The 24,690-nt window shown below is 38.9% G+C and carries 27 protein-coding genes and 3 pseudogenes; 9 read left to right on the top strand and 21 right to left on the bottom strand.

The genetic code is table 11. The annotated features are described in order from the left end of the window. The first annotated feature begins 280 nt into the window (after positions 1-280). The 5 genes and pseudogenes from glmM (at position 281) to ACFINX_RS02190 (ending at position 4,989) form a co-directional block, all read left to right on the top strand. The gene (gene glmM / locus ACFINX_RS02210) at positions 281-1,654 is read left to right on the top strand and encodes a phosphoglucosamine mutase (protein WP_375668265.1); all 1,374 of its coding nucleotides are present in this window, start codon (positions 281-283) and stop codon (positions 1,652-1,654) included. 911 nt (positions 1,655-2,565) lie between these two features. Beyond that, positions 2,566-2,811 (top strand): annotated as a pseudogene (locus ACFINX_RS02205) (HigA family addiction module antitoxin). A gap of 197 nt (positions 2,812-3,008) precedes the next feature. Next, on the top strand, positions 3,009-3,197 hold the full coding sequence (locus ACFINX_RS02200; RefSeq protein ID WP_375638282.1) for an antitoxin VbhA family protein: 189 nt from the start codon (positions 3,009-3,011) through the stop codon (positions 3,195-3,197). Further along, positions 3,184-4,701, top strand: a complete 1,518-nt coding sequence (gene vbhT / locus ACFINX_RS02195) for a type II toxin-antitoxin system protein adenylyltransferase VbhT (RefSeq protein ID WP_375668264.1) — start codon at positions 3,184-3,186, stop codon at positions 4,699-4,701. Before ACFINX_RS02200 ends, vbhT begins: the two co-directional genes overlap by 14 nt. Before the next feature lie 168 nt (positions 4,702-4,869). Beyond that, entirely contained in the window at positions 4,870-4,989 is a 120-nt protein-coding gene (locus tag ACFINX_RS02190) for a type II toxin-antitoxin system RelB/DinJ family antitoxin (RefSeq protein WP_375668263.1), read from the top strand. Between the two features lie 866 nt (positions 4,990-5,855). On the opposite strand, the gene virB11 is transcribed toward ACFINX_RS02190, so the two are convergent. Genes virB11 through ACFINX_RS02110 form a run of 16 tightly spaced genes read right to left on the bottom strand, consistent with a single transcriptional unit; the run spans position 5,856 to position 16,706 of the window. Continuing rightward, a complete protein-coding gene (gene virB11 / locus ACFINX_RS02185) occupies positions 5,856-6,908 on the bottom strand; it encodes a P-type DNA transfer ATPase VirB11 (protein ID WP_375645893.1) in 1,053 nt (350 codons plus the stop codon). A 17-nt stretch (positions 6,909-6,925) separates the two neighbouring features. Next, the gene (gene virB10, locus ACFINX_RS02180; protein ID WP_375668262.1) at positions 6,926-8,104 is read right to left on the bottom strand and encodes a type IV secretion system protein VirB10; all 1,179 of its coding nucleotides are present in this window, start codon (positions 8,102-8,104) and stop codon (positions 6,926-6,928) included. A 27-nt stretch (positions 8,105-8,131) separates the two neighbouring features. Next, on the bottom strand, positions 8,132-8,983 hold the full coding sequence (gene virB9, locus ACFINX_RS02175) for a P-type conjugative transfer protein VirB9 (RefSeq protein WP_375642883.1): 852 nt from the start codon (positions 8,981-8,983) through the stop codon (positions 8,132-8,134). 2 nt (positions 8,984-8,985) lie between these two features. Then, positions 8,986-9,657, bottom strand: coding sequence for a virB8 family protein (locus ACFINX_RS02170; protein ID WP_375620969.1), 672 nt, complete (start codon positions 9,655-9,657; stop codon positions 8,986-8,988). Next, positions 9,654-9,941: a type IV secretion protein VblB7 gene (locus ACFINX_RS02165; protein WP_375668261.1), complete on the bottom strand. Its 288-nt coding sequence runs from the start codon at positions 9,939-9,941 to the stop codon at positions 9,654-9,656. Before ACFINX_RS02165 ends, ACFINX_RS02170 begins: the two co-directional genes overlap by 4 nt. Before the next feature lie 6 nt (positions 9,942-9,947). Next, complete coding sequence (locus tag ACFINX_RS02160) at positions 9,948-10,883, bottom strand: type IV secretion system protein (protein WP_375668260.1); 936 nt, start codon at positions 10,881-10,883, stop codon at positions 9,948-9,950. Between the two features lie 26 nt (positions 10,884-10,909). Beyond that, positions 10,910-11,293, bottom strand: a complete 384-nt coding sequence (locus tag ACFINX_RS02155) for an EexN family lipoprotein (RefSeq protein WP_375668259.1) — start codon at positions 11,291-11,293, stop codon at positions 10,910-10,912. 54 nt (positions 11,294-11,347) lie between these two features. Next, positions 11,348-11,563, bottom strand: coding sequence for a hypothetical protein (locus tag ACFINX_RS02150; RefSeq protein ID WP_375668258.1), 216 nt, complete (start codon positions 11,561-11,563; stop codon positions 11,348-11,350). Between the two features lie 36 nt (positions 11,564-11,599). Then, positions 11,600-11,890 (bottom strand): EexN family lipoprotein, encoded by a 291-nt coding sequence (locus ACFINX_RS02145; RefSeq protein ID WP_375668257.1) that lies wholly within the window; start codon positions 11,888-11,890, stop codon positions 11,600-11,602. A gap of 26 nt (positions 11,891-11,916) precedes the next feature. After that, positions 11,917-12,159: a hypothetical protein gene (locus tag ACFINX_RS02140; RefSeq protein WP_375668256.1), complete on the bottom strand. Its 243-nt coding sequence runs from the start codon at positions 12,157-12,159 to the stop codon at positions 11,917-11,919. 26 nt (positions 12,160-12,185) lie between these two features. Beyond that, positions 12,186-12,590 (bottom strand): EexN family lipoprotein, encoded by a 405-nt coding sequence (locus tag ACFINX_RS02135; RefSeq protein WP_375668255.1) that lies wholly within the window; start codon positions 12,588-12,590, stop codon positions 12,186-12,188. Next, entirely contained in the window at positions 12,590-12,856 is a 267-nt protein-coding gene (locus tag ACFINX_RS02130; RefSeq protein WP_375612514.1) for an EexN family lipoprotein, read from the bottom strand. Before ACFINX_RS02130 ends, ACFINX_RS02135 begins: the two co-directional genes overlap by 1 nt. Before the next feature lie 24 nt (positions 12,857-12,880). Continuing rightward, positions 12,881-13,657: a type IV secretion system protein gene (locus ACFINX_RS02125; protein WP_375668254.1), complete on the bottom strand. Its 777-nt coding sequence runs from the start codon at positions 13,655-13,657 to the stop codon at positions 12,881-12,883. Then, entirely contained in the window at positions 13,654-16,014 is a 2,361-nt protein-coding gene (locus ACFINX_RS02120) for a VirB4 family type IV secretion/conjugal transfer ATPase (RefSeq protein ID WP_375668253.1), read from the bottom strand. The genes ACFINX_RS02125 and ACFINX_RS02120 overlap by 4 nt, the downstream gene beginning before the upstream one ends. Beyond that, positions 16,011-16,337: a type IV secretion system protein VirB3 gene (locus ACFINX_RS02115; protein WP_375668252.1), complete on the bottom strand. Its 327-nt coding sequence runs from the start codon at positions 16,335-16,337 to the stop codon at positions 16,011-16,013. The genes ACFINX_RS02120 and ACFINX_RS02115 overlap by 4 nt, the downstream gene beginning before the upstream one ends. 18 nt (positions 16,338-16,355) lie before the next feature. Next, complete coding sequence (locus ACFINX_RS02110; protein ID WP_375613238.1) at positions 16,356-16,706, bottom strand: TrbC/VirB2 family protein; 351 nt, start codon at positions 16,704-16,706, stop codon at positions 16,356-16,358. 158 nt (positions 16,707-16,864) lie between these two features. Here ACFINX_RS02110 and ACFINX_RS02105 point away from each other — a divergent pair, with 158 nt between their 5' ends. Continuing rightward, a complete protein-coding gene (locus ACFINX_RS02105; RefSeq protein ID WP_375638296.1) occupies positions 16,865-17,608 on the top strand; it encodes a nuclease in 744 nt (247 codons plus the stop codon). A 733-nt stretch (positions 17,609-18,341) separates the two neighbouring features. On the opposite strand, the gene ACFINX_RS02100 is transcribed toward ACFINX_RS02105, so the two are convergent. Next, positions 18,342-18,506, bottom strand: a complete 165-nt coding sequence (locus tag ACFINX_RS02100) for a hypothetical protein (RefSeq protein WP_273758902.1) — start codon at positions 18,504-18,506, stop codon at positions 18,342-18,344. A gap of 1,024 nt (positions 18,507-19,530) precedes the next feature. Between ACFINX_RS02100 and ACFINX_RS02095 the strand changes: the two genes are divergently transcribed. Next, positions 19,531-19,725 carry a hypothetical protein gene (locus ACFINX_RS02095; protein ID WP_375612520.1) on the top strand — a complete coding sequence of 65 codons (195 nt, stop codon included), beginning with the start codon at positions 19,531-19,533 and terminating at the stop codon, positions 19,723-19,725. Positions 19,726-19,845: 120 nt separating this feature from the next. On the opposite strand, the gene ACFINX_RS02090 is transcribed toward ACFINX_RS02095, so the two are convergent. Both ACFINX_RS02090 and ACFINX_RS02085 read right to left on the bottom strand, forming a co-directional pair. Beyond that, positions 19,846-20,289 (bottom strand): hypothetical protein, encoded by a 444-nt coding sequence (locus tag ACFINX_RS02090; RefSeq protein ID WP_375638297.1) that lies wholly within the window; start codon positions 20,287-20,289, stop codon positions 19,846-19,848. 3 nt (positions 20,290-20,292) lie between these two features. Continuing rightward, a complete protein-coding gene (locus tag ACFINX_RS02085) occupies positions 20,293-20,619 on the bottom strand; it encodes a YqjD family protein (RefSeq protein ID WP_375612522.1) in 327 nt (108 codons plus the stop codon). Positions 20,620-21,625: 1,006 nt separating this feature from the next. Here ACFINX_RS02085 and ACFINX_RS02080 point away from each other — a divergent pair. Together ACFINX_RS02080 and ACFINX_RS02075 are read left to right on the top strand one after the other, a co-directional pair. Further along, positions 21,626-22,510 carry a MotA/TolQ/ExbB proton channel family protein gene (locus ACFINX_RS02080; protein ID WP_375668251.1) on the top strand — a complete coding sequence of 295 codons (885 nt, stop codon included), beginning with the start codon at positions 21,626-21,628 and terminating at the stop codon, positions 22,508-22,510. After that, positions 22,507-23,100, top strand: a complete 594-nt coding sequence (locus ACFINX_RS02075; protein WP_375668250.1) for a biopolymer transporter ExbD — start codon at positions 22,507-22,509, stop codon at positions 23,098-23,100. Before ACFINX_RS02080 ends, ACFINX_RS02075 begins: the two co-directional genes overlap by 4 nt. 852 nt (positions 23,101-23,952) lie before the next feature. Here the strand turns inward: ACFINX_RS02075 and dut are convergent. Then, positions 23,953-24,522, bottom strand: a pseudogene (dut, locus tag ACFINX_RS02070) (dUTP diphosphatase). A gap of 78 nt (positions 24,523-24,600) precedes the next feature. After that, positions 24,601-24,690 (bottom strand): annotated as a pseudogene (locus tag ACFINX_RS02065) (dUTP diphosphatase); the annotation flags it as partial.

Here is a 24,690-nt window from a genome sequence, read left to right as displayed (position 1 = left end):
TTTAGCAAGTGTGTGAGATTATCCGTTGGTTGTATTAAAGGGGTGTATAGAGCATTTTGAGGAGATAATATTGCTTTTATGTGGAAGGGTGTAAACATAATTGCTTGAGAGTGGTTTAGATGTGTAGATGGTGAATAGGGGGCTTGATTGTTTAAATGCATGAAGGTTTAGATCAATGATCTGATTTTATACGGGGAGCGGGGGGACTATTGTACCAAGGGGGCTTGTTAGGGGTTTAAGGAAAAGCCAAGGGAAGAATTATATATTAAAGGAAAGAGGCATGGTGCAAAAATATTTTGGTACAGATGGAATTCGGGGGAAAGCCAATTCATTTCCTATGACACCCGATTTTGCCATGAAGGTGGGGATGGCTGTAGGGGTTTTATTTCGCTCACAACATCAATCTCATCGTGTGGTGATTGGCAAGGATACACGATTATCTGGTTATATGTTGGAAAACGCTTTGGTTTCAGGATTGACTGCTGCGGGGATGGAAGCTTTTTTATTGGGTCCAGTGCCAACCCCTGCTGTTGCAATGCTTTGCCGCTCTTTGCGAGCGGATCTTGGGGTGATGATTTCTGCTTCTCATAATCCGTTCTATGATAATGGAATTAAACTTTTTGGTCCTGATGGTTTTAAACTTTCAGATGATATGGAAGCCAAAATTGAACAATTGATCGATACAGATCTTTCAAAATCTTTAGCAAGTTCTGCCGAAATTGGTTATGCAAAACGGGTTGAGGGGGATATTTATCGTTATATTGAATATGCCAAACGAACTTTGCCGCGTGATGTTCGCTTAGATACTGTGCGTATTGTTGTGGATTGTGCCAATGGGGCTGCTTATAAAGCGGCTCCCCGTGCTTTATGGGAATTGGGGGCTGAGGTTTTTGCTATTCATGATGAACCCAATGGGACCAATATTAATCAAAAATGTGGATCAACCGATTTAAGCTCTTTAAAACGAAAAGTGCATGAAGTGCGTGCTGATGTGGGGATTGCTCTTGATGGAGATGGAGATCGTGTTCTCATTGTGGATGAAAAAGCACAAACGGTTGATGGAGATCAGTTGATTGCTGTAATTGCTGAAAATTGGCATAAAATGGGACGATTACGGTGCAATGGTGTTGTCACAACGATTATGTCAAATCTTGGACTAGAGCGTTTCTTGAATAGCAAAGGGTTGCACCTTGTAAGGACAAAAGTTGGAGATCGTTATGTTGTCGATGCCATGCGCCAAAAGGGATATAATGTTGGTGGTGAGGCTTCTGGCCATATCGTGCTTAGTGATTTTGGTACCACGGGTGATGGCTTGGTGGCTGCATTGCAGATTTTAGCTTGTATGAAGGAAAGTCAAAGCCCTATGAGCCAATTGTGTAAACGGTTTGAACCTGTACCGCAAATTTTAAAAAATGTAACGATTAAAAATAAAAATATCTTGAAAAAAAATCCCGTCAAAGCGGCCATTGATCAAGCAGAGAAGCGGTTGGGAAAAGAGGCACGGCTGGTGATCCGCGCTTCTGGAACGGAGCCGGTTATCCGCCTTATGGCTGAAGGCGATGCACGAGAAGTATTGGACACTGTCGTGACAGAGTTGATGGATATTATTATTCATCATGATGTACGCATGGGGACTGCACTTGAGGAATCTTGAATTTTTTGAGAAAATTATCAGATCATCTTTGAATAAAGGTCTGATTTTAATGCGGGATTTTGGCAATTACAAAAGGTATGATTATTAACTCTGTTAGTGATGTAATAACGGTAATGGATACTCTATCTACGAACAAATTAAATAAAAAAGGGAAAAGTCTAATTCTAATAACTACAATGCGTATAGATTTCTCTATAGTTCGTAAAATATGAAAAATATGCCTTTTTTTGATTTTCCTTTTTCTTTTACTTATTCGTAAACCGGTTATTAGTTTAACAGAGTTTGTAGGGGGTTATTAGTGTTATTCATTCTTTTTACTCGATATACAGCGGGTGCAGCGCCTCATGAACATCAAACAGCAATGGTCATTGTGGTTATATCATCTTGATGTTTCTAAGTGCCGCTGCCAATTGGAGATATGATACGCTCCTATTACGTTTAGCTCCTCCTAATTATGAACTTATACTTTTCCAATAATTAGTAGAATAATGAGAAAGAGATGAGAATGAGCAATTTTTTCACGACAGTTCTAATGTTTATAAAGTAAAAAAAGCCGTGTGATGTAAAAATAATGAACATTTTTTGTATCTTGGAAGGGTACACTCTATATTCATTTACAATTTTAAGATTTAAACATAAAAGGATTGAAGCCTTCTATAATACTGGTACGACTGAAGGGATTAGAACCGCCCATGCTCAAAAATTAAAGCGTATTCTAAGTGCTCTTGAAGGAGATGTATCGCCAAAAGATTTGAGTTATCCATCCTTTTAATTACATCTGCTAAAGGGTGATTTCAAGGATTATTAGTCAATTACTGTAAATGGAAATTGTTGCGTAATATTTCGCTTTGATAGCATAGATGTGGAAATGGTTGATTATCTGGATTGTCATCAAAAAGCAGGTCTAAACAATGATGAAGAATCCTTCACATCTCGGTGAATTATTGCGAGAAGATGTGATCAAAGAGCTTGGTTTATCCGTTAATGAAGCAGCAGAGTAGCTTGGTATATCTCGTGTAGCACTTTCTAGAGTTTTAAATGGAAAAGCCGCTATGAGTGCTAATCTTGCTATTAGGCTTGAAATGTCTGGTGTAAGCACAGCACGTGCTTGGCTTGCTATGCAAACAAATTATGATCTATCAAAAAAAAATCCTTAACAACAGTCCCATGATCAAGATTGCATAAAAGAGTTTCAAATGGCAGTTAAGTTTTTGCAACAGAAACGTATACAAGAGCTAAATCATGCGTATGAGCGTACAAGGTCAAAAGATGTAACGCGGGTAAGACAAGGAATAAAATCTTGTTTCTATAGTCTGTTTGGCTATAATAAATGTAAGCAAATGAGGGTTTTAATATGTTGAGTGAAGAGGAACTTAAGCTGCGTCGCCTCTATGCTGAAAATGCATTGGCAAGCCAACGTTTAGAGGGATTAGAGCCAGATCCGCTGGTTGTTGCACAAATGGAGCGTGTTATTATTGGAGAGCTTGAAACAAGTGATATCCTCAAAGATTATATGGAGAGGGTAAAACGTGGAGAAGTATAAGGGGAGCGGTGATTCTTATACTGATCCTGAAACTGGTGTGATGTATAATCGGCTTGGTATTAAAGACAAAGCCACACTGCAACGTGTAGAATCTACGATTTCTTATGTAAAATCTTTCGAATTTGTACATACTCCTATTGGTGGTAAGTTTGATCTGAATTACATGAAAGAGATTCATAGAAGACTGTTTGGTGACATATATGAATGGGCGGGACAAGTTCGTTTAGTGGATATTGCCAAAGGCAATAGTATGTTTGCTAGTTATAATCAGATTGAAAGTTATGCACCGAAGATTACGCAAAAGCTTGCAAAAGAACAGTATCTGCGTGGTCTTGGTGCTTATGACTTTAGCCAAAGGGCTGGATATTACATGGGCGAGTTGAATGCGTTGCATCCGTTTCGAGAGGGGAATGGGCGTACTCAGCGCGAATTTATGGTGCAACTTGCTCGTGAAGCTGGTTATCATATCAACTGGAAGGGTATTGAGCGACAAGAAATGACACGTGCGTCAATTGAAGCACATTTTGGTAATTCAGAATATCTATCTGCACTCATCTATAAGAACCTTATCAAGTTTACAGAAAATAAAAGGGATGATGTTTCTCAAGGTATTGGCAAAAATATTGCTTTTGGCGTTGATCTTAATAAAGAGTGCTTGGAACAACAAAAAGAGAAGATTGAAACTCCTTGGGATAGAGAAAAGACAAGTTTTGCTAAACGTCAAAAAGAAGAACTAGAACAATTACAAAATGATTTGAATGTTGTTGCAAAAGCAACAGAACGAGAGCCATACCTTGCTGCTTATACGGATAACTCTAATCTAGAACAGAAGGTGTTAAGCGCCCTTAGAAATAAAAAATCTTATGTTAATATGTTTAAGGAGTTAAACAGTCGTTTAGCATTTATTTATAGAGATCCACAAGAGGCTGCGTTTAGGATTGAGCAAACGATTTTAGCAGGTAAAGGCGATAAACTTCCTGATATTTTGGATAGGGCACCTGATAGAGCAGGCGAACTGCGTGGGTCAGATCGTTTTATCGATAAATTGAAGGCTACAGGAAAAGAACGAAAAGAAGCGCTTTATCATGTTCCTCTTGCTATTTCTTCTATTAAACTGCTTCAATCCTTTTATGAGAATTCTTATGAGACGCTGATGGTTAGTGTTACACGGGAGCGTGAACAGTTAAAAGTTGAGGTTCCGTCACTTTCACAAGAAGCAGTGACTTTTATGAAAAATGTTGAAGCTGGTTGTGATAGTTATTCAAAGATACCAGAGCAGGTTAATCAAGAGTTTTTAAAGCTACAAAGTGTTTTAGATAAACGTTTTGGACATGATGCCATTCATAAATATGGTTTTGATTTATCAAAAGCAATCCCCAAAGAACAGTCTTATAATAAAGAACGCATAAAAGAGTTTCAAATGGCAGTTAAGTTTTTGCAACAGAGACAACAGGAGAAAATCAACGCAATAGCGCGTGCAAGATCAATAGATATGATACGGTAAGGGCAAGGATAAAGCCTTATGCTGTATAAGCCCTATTAAGCCATACGGTAAAAGAGAGGTAATCAAAGGAGGTGTTTAATATGGGTGTGACAAAAGATGTTGTATGTGCCTGCATAGATAGGGCGTTAAAAAAAATCCGGTGAAATATTAGCAAGTTTAGGACTTACGGTGTCTGATTTCATACGAATTTCTTTAGCTAAAGTTGTTGATGAAAGAGGATTGCCGTTTGATATGTATATTCCTCATGCGAAAACGCTTAAAACTTTTGAGAAAAGTGATAAGAGTTAAGAGAAGTGACAAGGGTAAAGAGATATAGCTGAAGATAGGTAAGATTTGTTTTGTCATTTGGATATTTGATATTTCTGATCATTCACTTCAAGTTAGCTTTTCATTTACATCATTATCGTTATGGGTGTTTCCGTATATTGAATGATGTATGCAAACCGTGATTGAAATGGCAGCTTATTGAACTTCTGTGAAAGAAGAAGGCATATCGCCTGAATAATTATTTGATATTGTTTCTTTTATTGCTACTCATTCAGATGTTGGTGGTTTTATGCAAGGAATGAGGTGAAGCCAAGGAAAGTTAGGTTTAAAAGCATAAGAGTAAAAGTGGGGGATATAAGGTTATACCCTTTTTTGGTGGTTAAAATATTCCGGTGTTGATCGAAGATATTTACAGTCAATCATCTTGAGGTAATTTGACAAAATCAGAGAGGAATGCGTTGAAGAAAATTTTATACTGCGCCTTGATGAATATCGAAAAGAATAATAATGGATAAGGCACATAAAGCAGGACCTCGTATATTAAAAGGTGTTTGTGAAGCTTTTGTCTGAAGCTAAAGGTGAAGCGGATACTAAATTTTGTATCGATATTCCTGCAAATATTGATGTCAAAAAAAATCAGAAAAAATATAGGGTTATAGATATCATTTTCGGCACGTTTTGGTTTTCCTGTGGGGCGCATTCGTGATTGGGAATGGGGATGATATTTTTACTTCTTTTTACTTGTTGTTTTCGATTATTGACACTGAACTTGAAGCTATGGTGGTAATTTAGCACGCGATGATATCCGCGGCTTATAATCGTGTTTTTAAGAAAGCTCTATTGGTATAGTTTTTGCTTATAAAAAAGGGTGTGAGGGTGGCGTTTTTTTAAAAAGCATCACGGCGTTTGAAAGGGTCGTAATAGATTTCTGTTACACGAAATTTTCCTTCAAGGCGTTTACATTGGATGATGACATCTATCATCGAGATTAATAAGCCGCGGATATCATCGCGTGCTAAATTACCACCACCGTCACTTTCTTTGACTAAAAGGGTCATTTGTTCAAAGGCTGCAAGTGCTGTTGAGGCGTGGACGGTGGTAATGGAGCCGGGGTGACCAGAATTGACATTACGGATATAGTAAAAGGCTGTACCATCACGCAGCTCTTGTAGAAGGATTCTGTCGGGGCGCATGCGTAATCCTGATTCAAGCAGTTCTTTTGCGCCTGCTTTTGCTAAGCCTTGATTATCTTTTGAATAAAAGAGCTGCACTTTGTTGGCGTGCGGAACGACAAGTTCTGGCGTGTCTTCAATGGTGAGAATTCGTTCATAGTCAGGGATTTTTGCAATCAAAGCTTTAGAGAGGGTTGTTTTACCAGAACCGGTTTTGCCCGATATTAAGATATTTTGTTGTGTAATAACGGCTTTTTCTAAAAAGGTGCAAAAGTCTTTGGCGATAAAGAGATCTGTTAGCTCTTTGTCTGTGTCAGAGAGTTCGGATAATCGTTCTGTCATTTGTTGCGTGGGTGTGAAACTGGTGTTTTGGGCAACAGAAAAAAGATTGTTTTCATGTAAACTTTCAAGAGAAAAAGTGCGTGATGAAGGTTTACGAATGGTCATGCTAATGGTATTGGCTGCAACTGCTGGAGGCATAACAATTTGTATGCGTTCGTTGTTTGGCAGTGTTGCGGAGAGAACGGGGTTTTCTACACTGATTTTTTGTGTTGTGTAGGCAGCAACAACTTTTGCAATCCCTTCTAGTTCGCTGTAGGTTAGCTCTTTTAAGATGTGGGTTTGCCAACCATTGGGACCCTCAACGATTACTTCGCCAGGGCGATTGATAACAATTTCAAATAAATTGTCATCATTGAGGAAGTCATCTAAGATCTTTAATTTTGTTAAAACGATGGAGGCGCGTTCTGCATTTTTTGCTGATGGCATAATGTGACTTTATTGGCTTAATGAAAAAAGGAATAGCCGGGAGTAGAGCGGTTTCTTTTGCTCTTTACGACTAGTTTATAGACAGAGGAAAAATCGAGATCTTTTGCTACAAAGATGTTGACCAGTTCGCCTTGAAATTTTTCTAAGGTAGGAGGGATGTTGATTTGATTTTCAAGAGCAATACTGGCGGCCTCTTTTCCAGTGTTGTTTGCGCCTTCAAAACCGCCGCCTCCAGAGTTGTTTGAACCTTCTTTATTGGAATTGCCTACTATTTTATTTGTTAAAACTGTTGTGGCACCATCAATAACGGTGAGTAAAAGGGAAGAGCCAAAGCGTTCCCACCAATGGGTGTTGATGTTGCCATCAAAACCGGCTCTGCCTAAACTGTCGGTTGCGGGTGAGGCAAGGTCGATGATGACACCGGTTGGGGTTTTTGCTCTTGTCCAGAGTACAAAGAGGCGAGATTGACCTTGTTTTATCCCTCCGCGGTATTCGCCAATCACTTGGGTTCCTTTATCAAGCAAAACAACGCGCCCATTGTCAGAGAGGATATCACGGTTGATGATGCAGCTTGCAAAGCCTGGTTGCTCACTGTTTAATGCGGTTTCTAAGATACAGGGAATAGAGGTTCCCATGGCGATGATAAAGTTTCTATTGCCGATGAGTTTTGCTTTTGCTTTTGCTTCTTCTGTTTTGGTAGGCTTTAATAGGGTTGCAAAATTTTGTGTGTCTTGAAGGGCAGGAGAATTTTGCGCATTCGCGAGATTTTCAAGGGCATGGAATTTTTCAAAGGGGTTGAGAGTCGTGTTGACGATGTCTTTTAATTGAGATTTAGAGCCTTTGGCAAAAGCTAAAACAGGGGCACGTCTTGCGGCATCAAGTAATGGGTCATCTTTTTTGGGTTCTTGTGCGAGTGGTTGTGGGGGTGGTAAGGTTATTGGCGCTATGTTTGCACGCGGGTCAGAGGGCGCGAGCTCTAAAGGGGCGAGGGAATTGTGAAAGCTTTTTTCTTGTTTTTTATGAGCTTTTGCGGTGTCTTTTTGTTCTGTGGGGGTGGCTAAGATGTTCCAGAGCACATAGCCGCAGATTCCTATACAGGCTATTGCGACAACTATTTTTTTGCCAGCGCTTTTGGCGCTATTGTTTTTGCCATCCCCAATAGATCCGCGATCTTCGATGATTGGTTTATCACTCATGTGTTGTCCCCTTCAATTCCCGCTTATTTAAAGATCTGATGCAATTTTACGTTCAACAGATGGTGAGGTTGTTCCGGTATTTGGATTTGTGCCTTTTGGTTGATAGGCTTCGTTAAAGACGCATAGGACGTTTTTTCCCTGTCTTAGGGTGAAGCGTGCGCTAATGGCATGGACAATCACCATGTTGCCTCTCGTGGTTTTGGGAACCAGCGATTCTGTACCGTCATTGCTGACAATGTAAATGGCAGGGATTTCTTGGTTGTCTGGAAATGTAAATGTTGTTGTTTTGCCATTGTCATAAACGGAGGAGGGTTCAAGAGTGATAGAGCCTTGAGCGGTGTAAGCCCAATTGCGAGGTCCGTAGGTTTCAGAAGCGTTGAAGACATTATCGATACGCTGGGCTTGTTGTTTTTCTTGTCGCATAAGGGCTGCGAGTCTTCTTTGTTCTGCTTCTTCTTGTGGGTAGCGAAATTTCACAAGGAAATATGTTTCTTGTCCAGAGGAAATTTCTCCATCTTTGACCATCAGTTCAAATTGATAGGAGCGCTTTGAGCCATCAAGCTTTGTGGTGACGACTTGGAGATTGGTAATGGGTTGGACTTCCCGCGCTTTAAGGAAAAGAATATTACCCGCTGGTGCAACTTCCCATGCAACGCTGTTGCCAATCGCTACATGAGCAATTTCTTCATTGGGAGAAAATTCTATTTGTACCGATGAGCGTATGGAGCCAATAATTTTTGTGACATTATAGGCATCATAGTTGATAAAGCGAATGCGGCTATCGCTTGGCGCACGAGTGGGAAAAATACTGGCATGGCTAGGCGTTAAAGAAAGGGTAATAGCGATGTTAAGAATGAAAAAAAGAATTTTTTTTGTCATGATCAGTTGACCACTTCCGGATCGGTTCTATATTCACTAACAATAAACCCTAGAGGATTTATCAAACGGTTTTGGACAGAGATAGGGGCATTGATGTATTCAAAGGTAAGTGTTGCAACCCAGTGGGTGATGAATTCTTTGTTGTTGTCGTTGTCATGAATGGTTCTGTAGTAACGCACTTGGGCAACATCGTCATTGATAAAGGAGATTGATTTTATTGTTATTGTAACGGCGGCGTGTTTATAGAGAATTTGAGGACTTTGGGGATTTCTTGCTCCATACCAGCTGGCAAATCTTTCCTGTTCTTCTGAAGAAGAGAGGAGGGAGACGGTTTGGAAGTTGTGTTGTGTTTCTTCTGTGGTGAAGCCTTCACGGGAGCGGACATATTTTGCAGCAAAGTAGCGTGTGATTGCTTCGTCGACATTGGTGGGACCTTCTTTTAAGGCTTCCACAACTTCAGTGATGCCGGTTGAATTGTCCACACGGATGACAAAAGGTTCCACGGTTTTAAGGGGTGTGAGGGTGATGACCGCGAGAGAAGACATTATTGCAACTGCAACGGCGATGCCGGCAATGGCAAGTGAGACGCGGGTGGTGCGGCGTGAGGCGAGCATGCGATCTTGATCAAACGAGCGTGCTTCAGCGATGTATTGTTCTATGTCTTTTTCTTTCATGCTTTTTGCCCGCAATTTTTGTAAGATTTGATTTCTTCATCCGTTAATTTTTGTGCCAGAAGCATTTCCAGCTTCCCTTCTTTTAGGGTTGAAGGGGTGTTGTTACTGATGATAATGGGTGTGGGCGTGGGTTTTTTCCCTTCCCAATTCCACATTGATCTGTTGAGTGGACGTTTAGAATATCCATCACACTTTGGGAGTGACTTCAGTGTGTTTGGTGAAGACACACAGCCACTGAGAAAGAGAAATGGTAAGATAATCCCAATTTTTTTAAATTCCCGCATTTGAACTTAGACCTTTTTTAATAGTGATGCTAATTTTTTAACGCCCTTTGCTATCGTGTTGGCTGTTGCTTTAGCAGCTTTACCTGTTAGTTGAGCCGTTGTTTTAGCGACTGGTCCTGATCCTGTAAGGGAGGCTCCCCCAGAGGCTAAAGCTGATGCGATATCAGGGAGTCTGAGGAAAAGGTGAATACCACCAATACCAACAACCAAGAACTGAATTAAAGTAGTGAAGATATCTTTAATACCTTCTGAAAAAACGTTCATTGAAATCTTGACATATAAACCACCAAGCAGCACGACTAACACATATAAAATGATGAAGTTTGCAACTTGCCCTAACCATGCTTCTGTGAATTTTCTGGTTGAGGAAAACATATAGAGGCTTATGAAGAGTGGTCCTATTGATAGGACAAGAAACAAACCCAATTTAGCAAATAATGAAACAACAAAACCGACTAGACAAAATAAGATAGCAGCAACTAGGCAGATAAAACCAGCAATCCATGTCGCAATAAATTTCCCCATTTGAGTCAGACCTGTGTACTGGTTTGCTGCGTCCAAAACCTGTGCTCCAGCTTTGCCTATCATATTGTCCCATACATTTCGATCCACATGTGCTCCTTGTGTGACATTTGAAATGGCATTCGGCAGATCATGGAAAAATATACCACTGACCCACTCATTATAAAGAGCAGCGTTTGTGGCAAGTGCAACAATGATGCCCAGTTTGAAAGTTGTCGCTATAAACTCCCACAGTGGCATGGAAGAACGCCCATAGATGATATTGTAGCCCATAAATATAATGTAGATTGTACAAGACAGTTTAAGCGGAGCACCTAAGCTTGATGAGAGATTAACAATGGTTTTACTCATTGCGTCTGTAAGGGGATCCATCAACATATTGTCTATCTTAGTGAATATGCCTTTGCTTTCTACTGCCATTGAGATGCTCCGCTCTTCATTATGTCTTAATGGTTATTTTGTTGTTGTTTTGCCGCGCGCTCTTTTGCTTCCTGTTCTTCCTCAGCACGTCGCTTTGCTTCTTGTTCAGCTAATTTTTTTTTAGTCTCTTCTCTCATTTTTTCAATCCAAGCTTTTTGTTCAGCCATAAATTCTTCATCTCTTTTGCGATTTTCTTCTTCAACTTTTGCCTGACGTTCTTTCTCAAGTTCAGCGCCTGCTACTCTTAGGTTTTCACAATTTTTTGAAGTTCCTATCCCTCCACATCTCGTGACCCATTCATCAAATAATTTTGGATTTTTTTTAAATTCAGCGACGCTATAGGTTTTTTCACACCCAGCAGCGATAAGCCCTGTGCAAAGTAGCAATGTTGTTATGAGAACTTTATTCATAGATATTTCCCCTTTTTCCTTTCAGTTTTACAAGTTTTGAGCACAATTTTTAAATTATGCTTGTGTTATCGGTTTTTTATAACCAGTGATGATAAATCTAGGGCACGGACATAATGTTGCCATAAATCTATTATAGAGTGTACAAAGCTCTTTAAGTTGAGCAGCTAAAGCGCAATAGCGATGTGTAGTGGTGCTATCCATTGTCTTTGTAAGGGAATGCATTACAGTATTATCTATCCAAGTAAATACACCTTTGGTTACTATTGCCATTGAGATACTTCGCTATTCGTTGTGTATTTTTATAATTTAATTATTATTTTGTTCTTTTGCTTTTTGTTCTTCCTCAGCACGCTCTTTTATCCCAAATGTAGCGTTCCATATTTCTTTAGCTTTTGCCTGACGTTCCTTATCAAGTTCTAAAAATGCTAACCGCATGTTTTCACAATTTTTTGAAGTTCCTGCAAATCCACATCTAGCATCCCACTCTAGGCGTAATTTTTCATCTTTTTTAAATTCAGCGACGCTATAGGTTTTTTCACAACCAGCAGCGATAAGCCCTGTGCAAAGTAGCAATGTTGTTATGAGAACTTTATTCATAGATATTCCCCTTCTTCCTTTCAGTTTTACAAGTTTTGAGCACAATCTTTAAATTCTGCTTGTGTTATCGGTTTTTTATAACCAGTGATGATAAATCTAGGGCAGAGACATAATCTTGCCATAAATCTATTGTACAGTCTGTAAGGTTCTTTAAGTTGAGCAGCTAAAGGGCAATAGCGATGTGTAATGGTGCTATCCATTGTCCTTGTAAGTGGCTCCATCAACATATTGTCTATTTCGGTAAATACACCGTTGGTTTCTATTGCCATTGGGATGCTCCGCTCTTCATTATGTCTTAATGGTTATTTTGTTGTTCTTCTGCCGCGCGCTCTTTTGCTTCTTGTTCTTCCTCAGCACGTCGTTTTGCTCTTTGTTCAGCTAATTTTTTTTGAGTATTAGCTTCCATTTTTTTAAGTCTGGCTCTCATTTCAGCTATATCTTCTTCTTCTCTTTTACGATTTTCTTCTGCAATTTTACGACTTCTTTCTGCTGCTTTTGCTTCATATTCTTTCTGAAGTTCTAAAAATGCTAACCGCATGTTTTCACAATTTTTTGAAGTTCCTGCAAATCCACATTTAGCATCCCATTCTAGGCGTAATTTTTCATCTTTTTTAAATTCTGCAACGCTATAGGTTTTTTCACAACCAGCAGCCATAAGCCCTGTGCAAAGTAGCAATGTTGTTATGAGAACTTTATTCATTATTTATTGTCCTGTTTCTTTTCAGAATCTTGTTTATCGTCATTTGTTGAGCCAAATCCTCCCCATTTTTTACGGGTTTCAAGTTCAGCTTGCTCTGCATTTTTACAATTTTTCGAATTCAAATCCCCTGACGTCAAACATTTCACTAATACTTCTTCCATCAGTTTTTTATTTTTTTTAAGTTCTTCTACGCTGTGGGTTTTTTCACATCCAGTGGTGATGAGCCCTGTGCAAAGTAGCAATGTTGTTATGATGATCTTGTTCATATTCAAGCCCCTCTTTTTTCTCGTTTATTGACCACGCATTTTTTGGGCTAAAGCTTTGGTTCGTGCTTTAAATTCTTCTATTTCACGTCTTTCTGCCGCTTTTTCTTCTGCTTGTTGAATCATTGCGGCGGCTTGCATTTGAAGGACTTGTGTTTGGAGTTTTGCTTGTATCGCTTCTAGTTGTGCTTGAATGCCTTGAATTTTACCCGCATCTTCAGTACTTCCAAGTTCGTCAAGAAGCTTGGTAATGTTTTTTTGTGTTTCACTGGCTTCTTCGTAGACGTCTTGTCCTTTTGCTGCTTGTCCTACTACGCGCTGTTCAGCTTTTTTCACTTCCTGTGTGTAAAAAGCATCTACTGCCTCTTTTGAGTCTGCGCCCCCCGCGGGCTCTTTGTATTTAAGTTCTTCTTGCCATTTTTGCGTGTTTTTGCTGCCGCCGCCACCGCCACCGCCGCCACCACTGCCCATTGATTGTTGAAAGTGGTTAAAATCTGAAGGAAGGGCGCCACTGCTCCCTTGCTTGTTAAACATCTCTTTCAATCCCGAAATGTCAGGCTTGACATTTAAGGAGTTATATAACTGTTTCGCTTGATCGAGTTGGCTCTTTAATTGCTCAAGCTGTTGTGCACCTTGTTGAATTTGTTCTTGCAACTTGTTAAGCTGTTGTTGGCCTTGTTGAACTTGTTTAATCATTTGTCCAAAAGCCTTGGGATCAAATACAATACCGCCAAAACCAAATGAATTGGTTGTTAAACCAAAAGAAATTGCGCAAAGAGCTGTTGCCAATAAAAGTTTTTTCATTGCTTTGACCTTTCTTGAAAAATAGGAAGCCATTTTTCTGGAGATTGTCCAACTTCATCCATAATGGTCTCTAGGAGTTCAATATTCTTGGTGGTGCCACTTAAAATGGCTATTTCATCATCAAAGCCGCGTAAATTTAGCTCTGCTACAACTGAACTTTGTCCTTGTTTGATGAGAAAACGCCGTGACTCACGGCTTAATTCTGATTGTATCAGGTTAAATTCTCTGTCCGATAATTTAAAACCTTCTACATAATCCCCATGATTGCCCTTTTGATTGGGAAAATAAATTTGTGTTGGACATTGCTCTATAATGGTGTGAGCAATGGTCGAATTGATCGCATCTTTGGGAGATTGCGTTGCAAACAACATCAAACCATTTTGTTTACGGATAGTTTTCAGCCTGTCTTGCGCAAAGGCTTTAAAGGAATCATCCTCTAAGGCTTTCCAAAACTCATCAATGACAATGATAATACGACGCCCATCAATCAGAGACAAAATCCTATGAAAAAGATACATCATTAATGGGGGACGAATTTCATTATTGTCTAAAAAATCCGTCATGTCATAACCAATAAATTTTGCATCAATGCCAATGTCGTCATCAGGATTGTCAAAAACCCACCCTAAGGCATTGCCTTTACACCATCTTTCTAAACGACCCGCTATCCCCTCCCTGTGCGTGGTGTCAAAAAACATTTGTAAGGCGGAGATCGTCCGTTGTTCTTTTGGCAACAAGGCAAGTTGGTCAACAGCAGCAGAAATATCTTGTCTTTCTGATTCACTGATCTTTTGATCTTCAGAAGAAACAAGCTTTATAATCCATTGGCGTAAAAAAACTCTATCTGCTGGATTGTTATAGTCTAAGCCTTTTAGCGGTGCTATGCCTGTCGGTCTACCATTCTTCAAGGGCATATAAGTGCCGCCACCCGCTCTGACAAAAAGTTCTGCGCCCCGATCTTTGTCAAAAAAGACCATATTGGGATCATGCTTTTGAAGTTGTGCTAAAAGAAAATTAACAATAACCGTTTTCCCAGAACCAGAGGGACCACAAACAAACGTATTGCCTAAATCACCAAAGTGAAAGTTAAAATAAAACGGTGAACCAGCAGAGGTTTTCATCAAGGCTACCGCCGGTCCCCACACATTGCCATCTATTTTCCCAACCGGAAAAGAATGAAAAGGAGAAAGCGCTGCATAATTGCGGCTTGTTATTGCACCAGAGCGGGTGCGATAAGCATAATTGCCAGGCAATTGTGCCCACCAAGCCGCCGCTAACCCTAAGTCTTCCCGCGCAATCACAGCCCCACCATCTGTAAGACGAGAACGCGCTTTGGCAAGATTATCCGCTAACTCTTGCGGCGTATCAGCAAAAACTGCCAATGATAAATGATGCTCCCCTAAAACAAAACGATTGGATTCAAGATCATCAAGCGCATCATCCAGTTCCATAATTTGTGAACCTGCTCGATCTCCTGCATTGACCATTTGATTCTGTTTGCGCCCCATAATCTGTTTGGCAGCATTTTTGCTCTTGAAAATAAAAGATTGGGTGAAAATAAACTCAAAGGGAAGGGTGAGCAAACCATCCGCCATGCCTACCCTGGTTTTTGCTGGATATTCTTTCCAACCAAACATGCCCGCAAACCGCTGTGCCGCCTCGGTGCGTATTTCTATGATCTCTTTTCCAAAAATGAGACGGTCTGAATAAACAGTCGAAGCTATCGTCCCCCATGTGAGAGGGATACGTTCACGACGACCTCCCACCAATTGGTGGATAAACTCACTTTGCTGCGAATAAATATTGCCTTCATGTTCATAAAGACTCAATCTTCTTGCACCATAGCGCTCTAAATTTTGAATAAGATCTGTGGTAATATCTTCAAGCTTGCGAATGGACTCTGCATCAACTTCTGTCTTTTCTTGCTTGGCTTTGCCTAAACGTTTGAAAAACTCCACTAATTTATCCGTTTGATCAACGTGTGGATTCCACAAAATAGAAAGATAAAGCTCATTGCGATAAAGCTCCTGTGAAATCATCCGGTCGCGATATTTATCATCTAATTGCTTGGCAAATGCCGATCTGAAAGTCCCATCCGGATAAATCGTTTCACGCTTTCTGATAATATGGCTATAAAGCGCTATCCGTTCATCCGCTATGTTTTTAAACAGATTATTGAGCTGTTCGTGAAGCACATTCAGATCAATAATATCCGCTGTCTCAAAGTTAATGCCTTCAAGTTTAATAACGCTCATGAGAGCGCGTGAATCCAGCGCAATGATGTGCTTGTTGACATGGCGCACATAAGGAATGATCGCCTCTGGCTGCTTTTCACGTTTGCGCTCTGTTCTATTCATTGTAATTCCTCATAATTACGAATTAATCGTAATGGAGAAATACTTCCCCCACCCCATAGACTCGAATTTCTGGCAAAAATACTTGTCTTTTGCCATGTCAGAAGAATACGAAATTTGTTATGGTCATGCTTTAGGATTTCCTTGAATATGAAATGCAGCATCACACCAAAGGTTAGAAGAAAAATATTGCCTGCCATAATGAACAATATCATCGTTCCTATCCCATTTAATCCCATAGCCTCCACTGTTACGCCCGCAATCATTGCAGGGCGCGTGCAAGCAAGAAATAACGTATCTTCTGTTAGCTTGTCGTTCTCTTTCATGGCTTTGAAAGGCAAAGTTTAATGGGAAAACATTGATACGATTTGCGTTGCACCCATAACAATGCCGATGCCAACACAAACAAAGAAAGCTTTACGCATTTCAACATAACCAGCAATCCATGCAAGCCCAATACCAGCAACCGCAATGGTTGCAATTGATGTTGCAATTTTTCCTGTTAAAGCTTCAATGATTTTATCAAGAGCAGTTTCAATTTTTCCGAAGCCGCCATCAGCAAATGCTGGTTCACTCAGTGCCATGAAGGCAATAAACAGCATCAATGCTGCTGTTAACCATTTCTTTTGGGTGTTGGATAGAATAGTTTTTTGTAAGGTATGTTCATTAATGAACGAATTATTCATGTTTTTCATGAAAATTCCCCCGCTTTATGTTTAAGTTGATCACAAAATTAATATTCAAAATATTAATCGGGAATCATATAAATGAAAAAAATAAATTTTTCTATCGATAAATTAATAATATTTAATCTTTTATTATTTAATAAACAAAAAATATAGTAATATTCAAAATGATACTTTTAAAATATCTTCGAGCAGCGCCTAAATATATTGTCTTAATTTGTATTATTATTTTAGGATACTTTTATTTCAGTCAACATACTGAAAATATTATGCAATTTTCTCTTTTTGAAGGATCAGAAAAGACAATTGGAAACCCCGTTCAAAATCCGAAGTCACAATTGGTTGATTATGCAAACCAACAAGACGCAATCCAACAAAATGTGGTGTTGCATTCAGAACCAATCGCATCACAATTTTATGAAGAAAATGTGCCGGTCTATTCCGGTGCTATACAGGTCACAAGTGGTGTGACCTTTAAAATGATTACGCTTGTAGATGATGGGTGGAGAAAAAAGATCATCCGTGATATCCGTTTATATGGTGTGGAAAGCTGTGAAACACGACAATTTGCCTCACGCAACGGAGTTAAGTGGCCTTGCGGTGCTTTTGTTACGGCTTGGCTTGTTTCAAAAACAATTGATAAAAAGGTTACTTGTCGGCAAGCACGTGTCGTTCAACAGGTTCATTATGCACAATGTTTTGTAGATGGGGTTGATCTGGCGCGGTTGGGGCTGGCAGAAGGGTTGATGGTGTTGACAAAAGATCAGCATCATTTTCCATCCCCCGCAGACTATAAAACTCTACAATCTGCTGCTCAAAAAGCACAAAACGGTTTATGGTCGAGCCAATTTCAACAACCAGAAGATTGGCGAAGAGATCATGGGAGCTATAATCCCATTGACCATAATTAATATTGACCATTATTGATAAAGCGTCTTTTCAAGCGCTATTTAAAAATCAAGACAATATTCTACTGCAAATCTTATCAGAAAAAAGTTAATGATAATCCACACAGTCCTTGGTGGACAACGCTCGTTATGAAAATTTGTTGTGTTTAAAATATCCTTATAGGTTGTTTACTACAGTGCTATGGGAGAGCGCGTTTCCTTGGCTATACGTCATTTCGTTTTGCTTTTTAAATGAAAAGCTCTTCGCTTCTCAAACTCTTAATAATCGCACCCCAAAATCATGACATCAAACCTGCATTTAAATGAGAAGGCTAAAAGCCTTAAGTTTTAAAGGCTGGGAAATTCTGTAAAAGCGTATCGTTAGGCGCACGTGTGCCCCTTATCAATAACCAAAAGGCCTATCTTGTTCTTTTCTCACGCGGCTTTGAGATCATGATTAAAGAGAAAGCTTATAGGGGGATAAGTCAAAAGAAAGTGATGAAAATAATAAGGTATTTTAAGTGATATATATTTGAAAATATTATAAAAAAGACAAGAAAAGATAATAAATGGGTATTTTGTTATATAAATACTTAGCGTTAAGCGGATAGGTTATGAAAAGCCTTTCCAAAGTTTTTAAAACTGATTGTCTTCATACGTGTTAAAGTGTACAATGACGTTGTCAGGTGTGAGTTACACAAAATACTCTTTTAGTTAGAGATTGATAACTCACATTTTATTGTCGTGGGGTATTTATTTAATATGCATGTCCACGATCTGTATCTGGCGATTTTGTTTCAAAAAACTTTTTAGCTTGTTCTTCTTGTTGGGCTCTACGTTTTTCCTCTTCACTTTTACCACAACCTGTAATATTCAATCCTATAGTCAATAGAGCCAAGCATATTAAAATAAATTTTTTCATTTTTCCCCTCTTTAAAAATTATATGTATTAATCTCATCAATTATATCGGAATACAGATTTAATTATCGTGATCTTTTGTTTTTTATTAGTATTGTTAATGGAAAAATATGTGAACAGTTTATTGTAAATATCTTATAAGTTTATCATAATAAAAAATTAGAAGGAAAGAGCCAAAATCTAATATAAAGGAACAAATTGTAATGTTTATTAGTGCTTTTGACCAACCTATTGATAATATCATAATAGGAATTGTAAACAATCCCACAAACCCCATTATCATTATAAGGCTTAGTATCAATCTTAAAGGACCACGAAGCCATAAAAGCAAAAGGACGAGCGCCTCTTTGCTTATTTGTGATTTTGACATTATTTTCCCCTCACGCGCTTAAATCAAGATGCTCCACAATATACACAGTACGATAAATGATACAAGTTATTTTGTTATAAAATCTTCAAGATCTGTTTGATGTTCAACGGATGAAATATCCGGTTTGGTAGAAGATGATTCTATTTGATATTCTTTCATAAAAGCAACTTTTTCTTCTTTGAAGAACAGAATAGGATTCACTCAGTATTGATTAGGCAATTTTGGTTTTAAAATTCCTTTTTGTATGAGCTCTCTTAAACCATTGTGAAAAGTTCTGTCGACCATATCGCGCTTTTTTCCATTTATACCCCCATCAAACCAGATTAAGGTAACGCTGCTGGGGTCTTCGTTTGTTGATTTATTAGATCGATATTCTTCTAAAACTATTATCAAAGCACGATGTCCTGTACGAGATAAATTACAAATTGCTTGAATGCCATCAGCAAATATTTCTATAAAATTTTCTTTCTTTATTTTTTCTGTGACGTGAATTGTAGGTATGACCTCTGTTCTATTCGTATCAGAGTTGATAAATTTTTGTTGTGTAATGGACGTTTTTACAATTTTCTTATCGGTAAAAATTTCAGATTTTTTGAAAAAAGAATTTTCATACGGGGAATATTTTTGCTTTATAAATTCAAATCGATGACGTGACCTTTGGTTCTGAAAAAAGCTTATGAAAATATAGAGAAAGGCAGAAACGGAACATCATTTCCTTCAAAAAACAATAAATGGCTTCGAATTAAACTAGGACTTCTAATGCAAGCATTGCCTTATGTTGTTATGTTTATGAAAAATGGGTTGCAATCTGAAAGAGAGTGTAGCGGTTCTATGGAATTTTTAGCAAAATGAAGGGGATTTTTTTCAGGTATTTGAAGAAGCTAAAGAGACTATGAGGAAAAAAATGTGCTTTCTTTTGTTATAAAAGAAAGCACATTGAGAGGGGGATTTAGAGTGACAGCTTTACATATTTTACTCTGAAAAGCGGTCTTTTTTATCTTTTTTCCACAAAAAATAAGTTGCAAGTCCGAGAATGGGAACACCCAATTTGGCAAAAGGGAGATGTTGACTGAGAGCTGCAAGACTGGAAACAGTCGCATCTGTCATGAGTTTGTGGCGTTGTTCTTCTGTCTTTTTTTGTTGGTCATAGCGTTGATAAGTTTTGAGAACGCGACTGATAATAAGACCTAATCCCGCAAGAGAAAGACAAATTAAAAACATGATACTGGCGGCAGCAAGAGGCTTCATAACAGAACATAACGCAATAAAACCGATGGTACATAAAAAAAGCAAAGACATGAAGAATGAAATGCCAATAAACCCATAAAAAATTGCTTGAAGGCGTACTTGCTTGACTGTGCTTTTAAGCCCTCCACCGACAAGATGGTTTAAAAGAGGCGCGATAAACTTATGCATTGCTTAACGACGCAGTAATTGAGAAAGAATAAAACCAACCCCTGCGGCAAACAAAACGCTTTTGCCAGGATTTTTGCGAACGCATTGATTCATGGTTTGTTCAAGATCACTAATTTTGTCTTTTGCTTGAGACATCATGTCTTCACCACTTTCTTTCGCTGAGTGATATAGTTTTTCCGCTTTGTCTTTGGCGGCGTTGAATTTGTTTGCACCAAGATCTGTTAGGGTTGAGGTAATCCCTGAAATTTCAGTGCGTAACGTTTCTAATTGTCCTTGTAGGTCTTTTTCTACGGCTGATTTATCGTGCTGTGTTGTTTTATTATGGGCCATGGTATTTTTCCCTCTTGATTCATTATATTTGTATTGGTGTGTTCATAGTGATCATTTGCATTGGAGTGAAAATTTTCACTGCTTGAGTAACGCCAAAAGCTTTTTTTGGTTCCTTTCATTTTGTCGAATTTAAAATTGTTTTTGATAAAATAAATCTTTCCTATACGATATGCTTTGTCTGTAAAGGGTCGCATCTGTTGAGAATTGTCTTATGCTTTTGCAGTAATTTAGCACCATTCTTCAGTTTCTCGTGGCGCAGTTTTTTATAAAAGTTTTTTAAAAGTGTGCTGAGGCTTATTTTTTAAGCTTGTGACAGGTAAAAAACATCGTTGTTGCGATTTTGCGGCAGAAGTACTGTCATTTTTATACTTTTGCAGCAAAGAAAAAGAAAATAATATTGCGGCTCTTTGCTCTCTATGTATTTGGGGGCAACACGCGCTCCCCATGATACTTTTGGTCAGTTTAAGAATATTGCGATCGTTCTTTTTTAAAAACGTAAGGTATATTTTTATTTTAGGATAGGAGAGGTACTTTAGTGCACTGGTTGTTAGAGAAGTGCATATCCTTTTCTCCGAGGATTTTATGATATTTTTGCTGCTTGTTTCATGTAAGAAAATATTTTGTTGGCTTCAAAAGAGCCGCAGAAATGAGAAAAGCTTTGCGATATGAGAGATTTATTTAACAGGAACGATGATAAATTATTCTTATAAATTAAAATATTATATGCGATACTTCTTGTAAGTTTATCATTTTGCCTAATTTATGCAATAAATTGATTGGGTAAGATAAACTTGTTGAATTGTTAGAGAAAAATTTCTTGAGTAATTTCTTTAGAATTAAGAGAGAGCTTGTGAAATAAAACTATACTTGATTTATCAAGTTTTCTTTCTTAAGAGGAATACACAAGTGACGTTAAAAGGGTAGTGGCATTGTGGAACAGTGATGCTATGCGGGGTGACGATCCAGCTCATAAATAAAGATAAGAGCACAAGAATGTGAGATAAAAATGGAATCTGAAACAGTCCCTTTAGATAATATGTCTGCTGTATTGACAGTGCATGATTTTTCTCCTCTTTCTATGTTTATGGCTGCTGATTGGGTGGTGAAAGCCGTTATCATTATTTTGTTACTTGCTTCACTTATGTCTTGGACAATTGCTTTTGTGAAAATTGTTGAGATCACTTTGGTAAAACGAAGAGTACGTCATGAACTTCAATTGGTTCTAAATGCTCAGACTCTTACGCGTTTGGCAGCTAGCTTGAAAGAAAGCAAAGGAGCTGGTGTGTTTTTTCTCAAAGAAGTCCTTAAAGAGGTGTATCTTTCTGCACAACAGGTTCATTTTTCTGCTCCTGAAGGGATAAACGAAAGCTCTGGTGAAAAAACCAGTGTAGGGGAAAATGCACAAACGATTGAAGATATTCTCTTTTATGAGGAGAGCAATCAATATGAAGATGTTTCCCGCGATGTTCGCGATGCTAGGGTTCGTGATGTTCATGAAGGTTTAAAAGAAAGGGTTCATTCACTTTTGTCACGCTGCTTGCTGGCTGCTACACGCCGTGTTGCATGTGGAAGTGCTGTTCTTGCAACTATTGGCGCAATTGCTCCTTTTGTTGGTCTTTTTGCAACTGTTTGGGGAATTATGAATTCTTTTATTGGGATTGCTCAGTCTCAAACAACGCGACTTGATGTGGTGGCGCCTGGAATTGCTGAAGCCTTATTCGCAACGGCTGTTGGGCTTTTTGTGGCTATTCCCGCCGTTGTTATGTATAATAGCCTTATGCGTGCTTTGAGTGGTTATCGTAGTGATTTAGGTGATATCGCTGCTGCTCTTGAAAGGCTCTTGAGCCGTGAACTTGATAGACAAAGACAACAGAAAAGTCATAAAAAATGAAAGCAAGCCTTAATAATGATTGGGATATAGACGAGAGTGGGTTGCAAAGCGAAATCAATGTGACCCCTTTTATTGATGTTGTATTGGTGTTGCTTATTGTTTTTATGGTTGCAGCGCCTTTGGCAACATCTGCCATTTCCGTTCAGCTTCCTTCTATAACTCAAGCACCTTCAGTGGTTCAGTCTGATGAACCTCTTTATGTTACGTTGCAAAAAGATCGTTCTCTTTACATTGGTGATCATCTTGTAGAACAAGCAGCTTTGAGAGAAGCTTTGTTGAGGGAAACGACGCAAAATTTAGAGGCAAAAATTTTAATCAAAGCGGATAGCGAAATTGATTATGGTACTGTCATCGATTTATTAAATCAAATACGTATGGCTGGATATCATAAAATCGGTCTTGTAGGATTGCAAAACTCTACCAATCTTGTCTCAAGAGGTGAGATCAATAATAAAACAACAGGGGTAGCGAACGCTGCTGTCGATGGAGCGGGTGGTAGCGCGGGCGGTAACGTTGTGGGGCATGTGGATGCCGTAACAACGAGCCCTGCGGGAAACGCTAATATTCCAGCCGATGCCTCTGATCAGTGATAAAAAACAGCCTTTGTTGCAGGAAGCAAAGCATATTACTCAAACTCGTAGAGTGAAATTGATGAGGGTTCCGTGGATTTATTAAACCAAACACGCATGGGTTTGATATTACGTAGGGGGTTGATATTACGCAGGGGGTTCATATATTGAATCGGTTTTTTAGGATTAAGCTCTACTCATCTTGCCGCAAGAGGTGCGATCAAGAAAACAGCAGAGGCGATTGTTGTGTGTCTTAATACATCTTAAAGCCCTTTTTGCGGCGGTGTTCATAAATGGTATAACCGTAAAGCCCCCGTAAAATAATCAAAAAATCTATCGAACCTCACTCTCTTTATGCTGAATAAAAGAGTAAGCGAGCACCATTATCGTATTTATATTTTTTTCCAAGACAGTGTTAATATACGTATTCATTGTAGGCATTTTTTCAGTTTTTATCTGTATGCTAACCACGTTTGGAATGTGAGAAACATGCTTTTGATTGATTTAATATAAATAGGCTTGCCATGAAACAATCTTACAGTATTGAGATTTCTCGTTTAAGTTGAAAGACAATTCATTATTATTATAAATCAATATGATGTATAGATTGTCGACATTACAAGCAGTGTGTGAACGCTCAATGGTTAATGCCAATTTTTTTGTTATGGGGGAGGGGTATCGGGCGATAATGAAGTTTTGTATAGCGTGAGAGACGTAATTGAGAGATGATTATTTAGAGGGGCGTTTAGTGAAAAAACTTTGAAAGCAAATGCGCATTCCCTCTGCACTTTAAAAGCGCAAAGAATTTCCAGTGAAAGAGTGGTTGGAATAAGTATGTGTGTTATTTTGAGAGTAGCGATTTTTCAGAGCCTCTTAAGTGTGTCCTGTTGAACCAAAACCTCCTGTTCCACGGCTCTCGTTATGGCTTTGGGTATTTTGCTCTGGTTCAATGGCGCAAACATTAACTTGGGATACAGGGGCGATGACTGTTTGGGCAATGCGCATGCCCCGTTGGATTGAAAAGTCTTCTTGGCCTAAATTGATAAGAAGGACTTTGACTTCACTTCCGGGTAGTCACACTCAATCGTTCCTGGAGTGTTGAGGCATGTGATGCCGTGTTTTAAGGCTAAGCCAGAGCGTGGACGGATGCGTGCTTCAAACCCAAGGGATAAATGAAAAATGAGACCTGTTGGAATAAGTGTCCGCTGCCCAGGGGCAAGAACAAGCGTTTCTTCTTTACCAATTTGCTGCTTGTAAATCCAAGATCCGCAGAACCAGCCGTTGCGTAGTGAGGAAGCTTTCTTGTCCCAAGTGCAAGATGCTGAACGGATAAAGTCAAGGGGGGTGTGAAGATTGAGAAGAGACAGGAGAAGAGTAAGGATACTTGTTTAGAGGTGCGTTTAGTGAAAAAACTTTGAAAGCAAATGCGCATTCCCTCTGCACTTTAAAAGCTCAAAGAATTTCCAGTGAAAGAGTGGTTGGGTATGTGTTATTTTGAGAGTAGCGATTTTTCAGAGCCTCTTAAGTGTGTCCCGTTGAACCAAAACCTCCTGTTCCACGGCTCTCGTTATGGCTTTGGGTATTTTGCTCTGGTTCAATGGCGCAAACATT

Origin of the sequence: Bartonella sp. AP36NXGY (genome assembly GCF_042195865.1) — a bacterium.
GTDB lineage: Bacteria > Pseudomonadota > Alphaproteobacteria > Rhizobiales > Rhizobiaceae > Bartonella.
Note: the sequence above shows the minus strand (reverse complement) of the source record. Positions and strands in the feature narration are given on the sequence as shown.

Bases quoted from the DNA above. Each gene is read 5' to 3' on its own strand.
- glmM (WP_375668265.1), top strand. From the start codon at position 281: ATGGTGCAAAAATATTTTGGTACAGATGGAATTCGGGGGAAAGCCAAT.
- ACFINX_RS02200 (WP_375638282.1), top strand. From the start codon at position 3,009: ATGTTGAGTGAAGAGGAACTTAAGCTGCGTCGCCTCTATGCTGAAAAT.
- virB11 (WP_375645893.1), bottom strand. From the start codon at position 6,908: ATGCCATCAGCAAAAAATGCAGAACGCGCCTCCATCGTTTTAACAAAA.
- virB10 (WP_375668262.1), bottom strand. From the start codon at position 8,104: ATGAGTGATAAACCAATCATCGAAGATCGCGGATCTATTGGGGATGGC.
- virB9 (WP_375642883.1), bottom strand. From the start codon at position 8,983: ATGACAAAAAAAATTCTTTTTTTCATTCTTAACATCGCTATTACCCTT.
- ACFINX_RS02170 (WP_375620969.1), bottom strand. From the start codon at position 9,657: ATGAAAGAAAAAGACATAGAACAATACATCGCTGAAGCACGCTCGTTT.
- ACFINX_RS02165 (WP_375668261.1), bottom strand. From the start codon at position 9,941: ATGCGGGAATTTAAAAAAATTGGGATTATCTTACCATTTCTCTTTCTC.
- ACFINX_RS02160 (WP_375668260.1), bottom strand. From the start codon at position 10,883: ATGGCAGTAGAAAGCAAAGGCATATTCACTAAGATAGACAATATGTTG.
- ACFINX_RS02155 (WP_375668259.1), bottom strand. From the start codon at position 11,293: ATGAATAAAGTTCTCATAACAACATTGCTACTTTGCACAGGGCTTATC.
- ACFINX_RS02150 (WP_375668258.1), bottom strand. From the start codon at position 11,563: ATGGCAATAGTAACCAAAGGTGTATTTACTTGGATAGATAATACTGTA.
- ACFINX_RS02145 (WP_375668257.1), bottom strand. From the start codon at position 11,890: ATGAATAAAGTTCTCATAACAACATTGCTACTTTGCACAGGGCTTATC.
- ACFINX_RS02140 (WP_375668256.1), bottom strand. From the start codon at position 12,159: ATGGCAATAGAAACCAACGGTGTATTTACCGAAATAGACAATATGTTG.
- ACFINX_RS02135 (WP_375668255.1), bottom strand. From the start codon at position 12,590: ATGAATAAAGTTCTCATAACAACATTGCTACTTTGCACAGGGCTTATG.
- ACFINX_RS02130 (WP_375612514.1), bottom strand. From the start codon at position 12,856: ATGAACAAGATCATCATAACAACATTGCTACTTTGCACAGGGCTCATC.
- ACFINX_RS02125 (WP_375668254.1), bottom strand. From the start codon at position 13,657: ATGAAAAAACTTTTATTGGCAACAGCTCTTTGCGCAATTTCTTTTGGT.
- ACFINX_RS02120 (WP_375668253.1), bottom strand. From the start codon at position 16,014: ATGAATAGAACAGAGCGCAAACGTGAAAAGCAGCCAGAGGCGATCATT.
- ACFINX_RS02115 (WP_375668252.1), bottom strand. From the start codon at position 16,337: ATGAAAGAGAACGACAAGCTAACAGAAGATACGTTATTTCTTGCTTGC.
- ACFINX_RS02110 (WP_375613238.1), bottom strand. From the start codon at position 16,706: ATGAAAAACATGAATAATTCGTTCATTAATGAACATACCTTACAAAAA.
- ACFINX_RS02105 (WP_375638296.1), top strand. From the start codon at position 16,865: ATGATACTTTTAAAATATCTTCGAGCAGCGCCTAAATATATTGTCTTA.
- ACFINX_RS02100 (WP_273758902.1), bottom strand. From the start codon at position 18,506: ATGAAAAAATTTATTTTAATATGCTTGGCTCTATTGACTATAGGATTG.
- ACFINX_RS02090 (WP_375638297.1), bottom strand. From the start codon at position 20,289: ATGCATAAGTTTATCGCGCCTCTTTTAAACCATCTTGTCGGTGGAGGG.
- ACFINX_RS02085 (WP_375612522.1), bottom strand. From the start codon at position 20,619: ATGGCCCATAATAAAACAACACAGCACGATAAATCAGCCGTAGAAAAA.
- ACFINX_RS02080 (WP_375668251.1), top strand. From the start codon at position 21,626: ATGGAATCTGAAACAGTCCCTTTAGATAATATGTCTGCTGTATTGACA.
- ACFINX_RS02075 (WP_375668250.1), top strand. From the start codon at position 22,507: ATGAAAGCAAGCCTTAATAATGATTGGGATATAGACGAGAGTGGGTTG.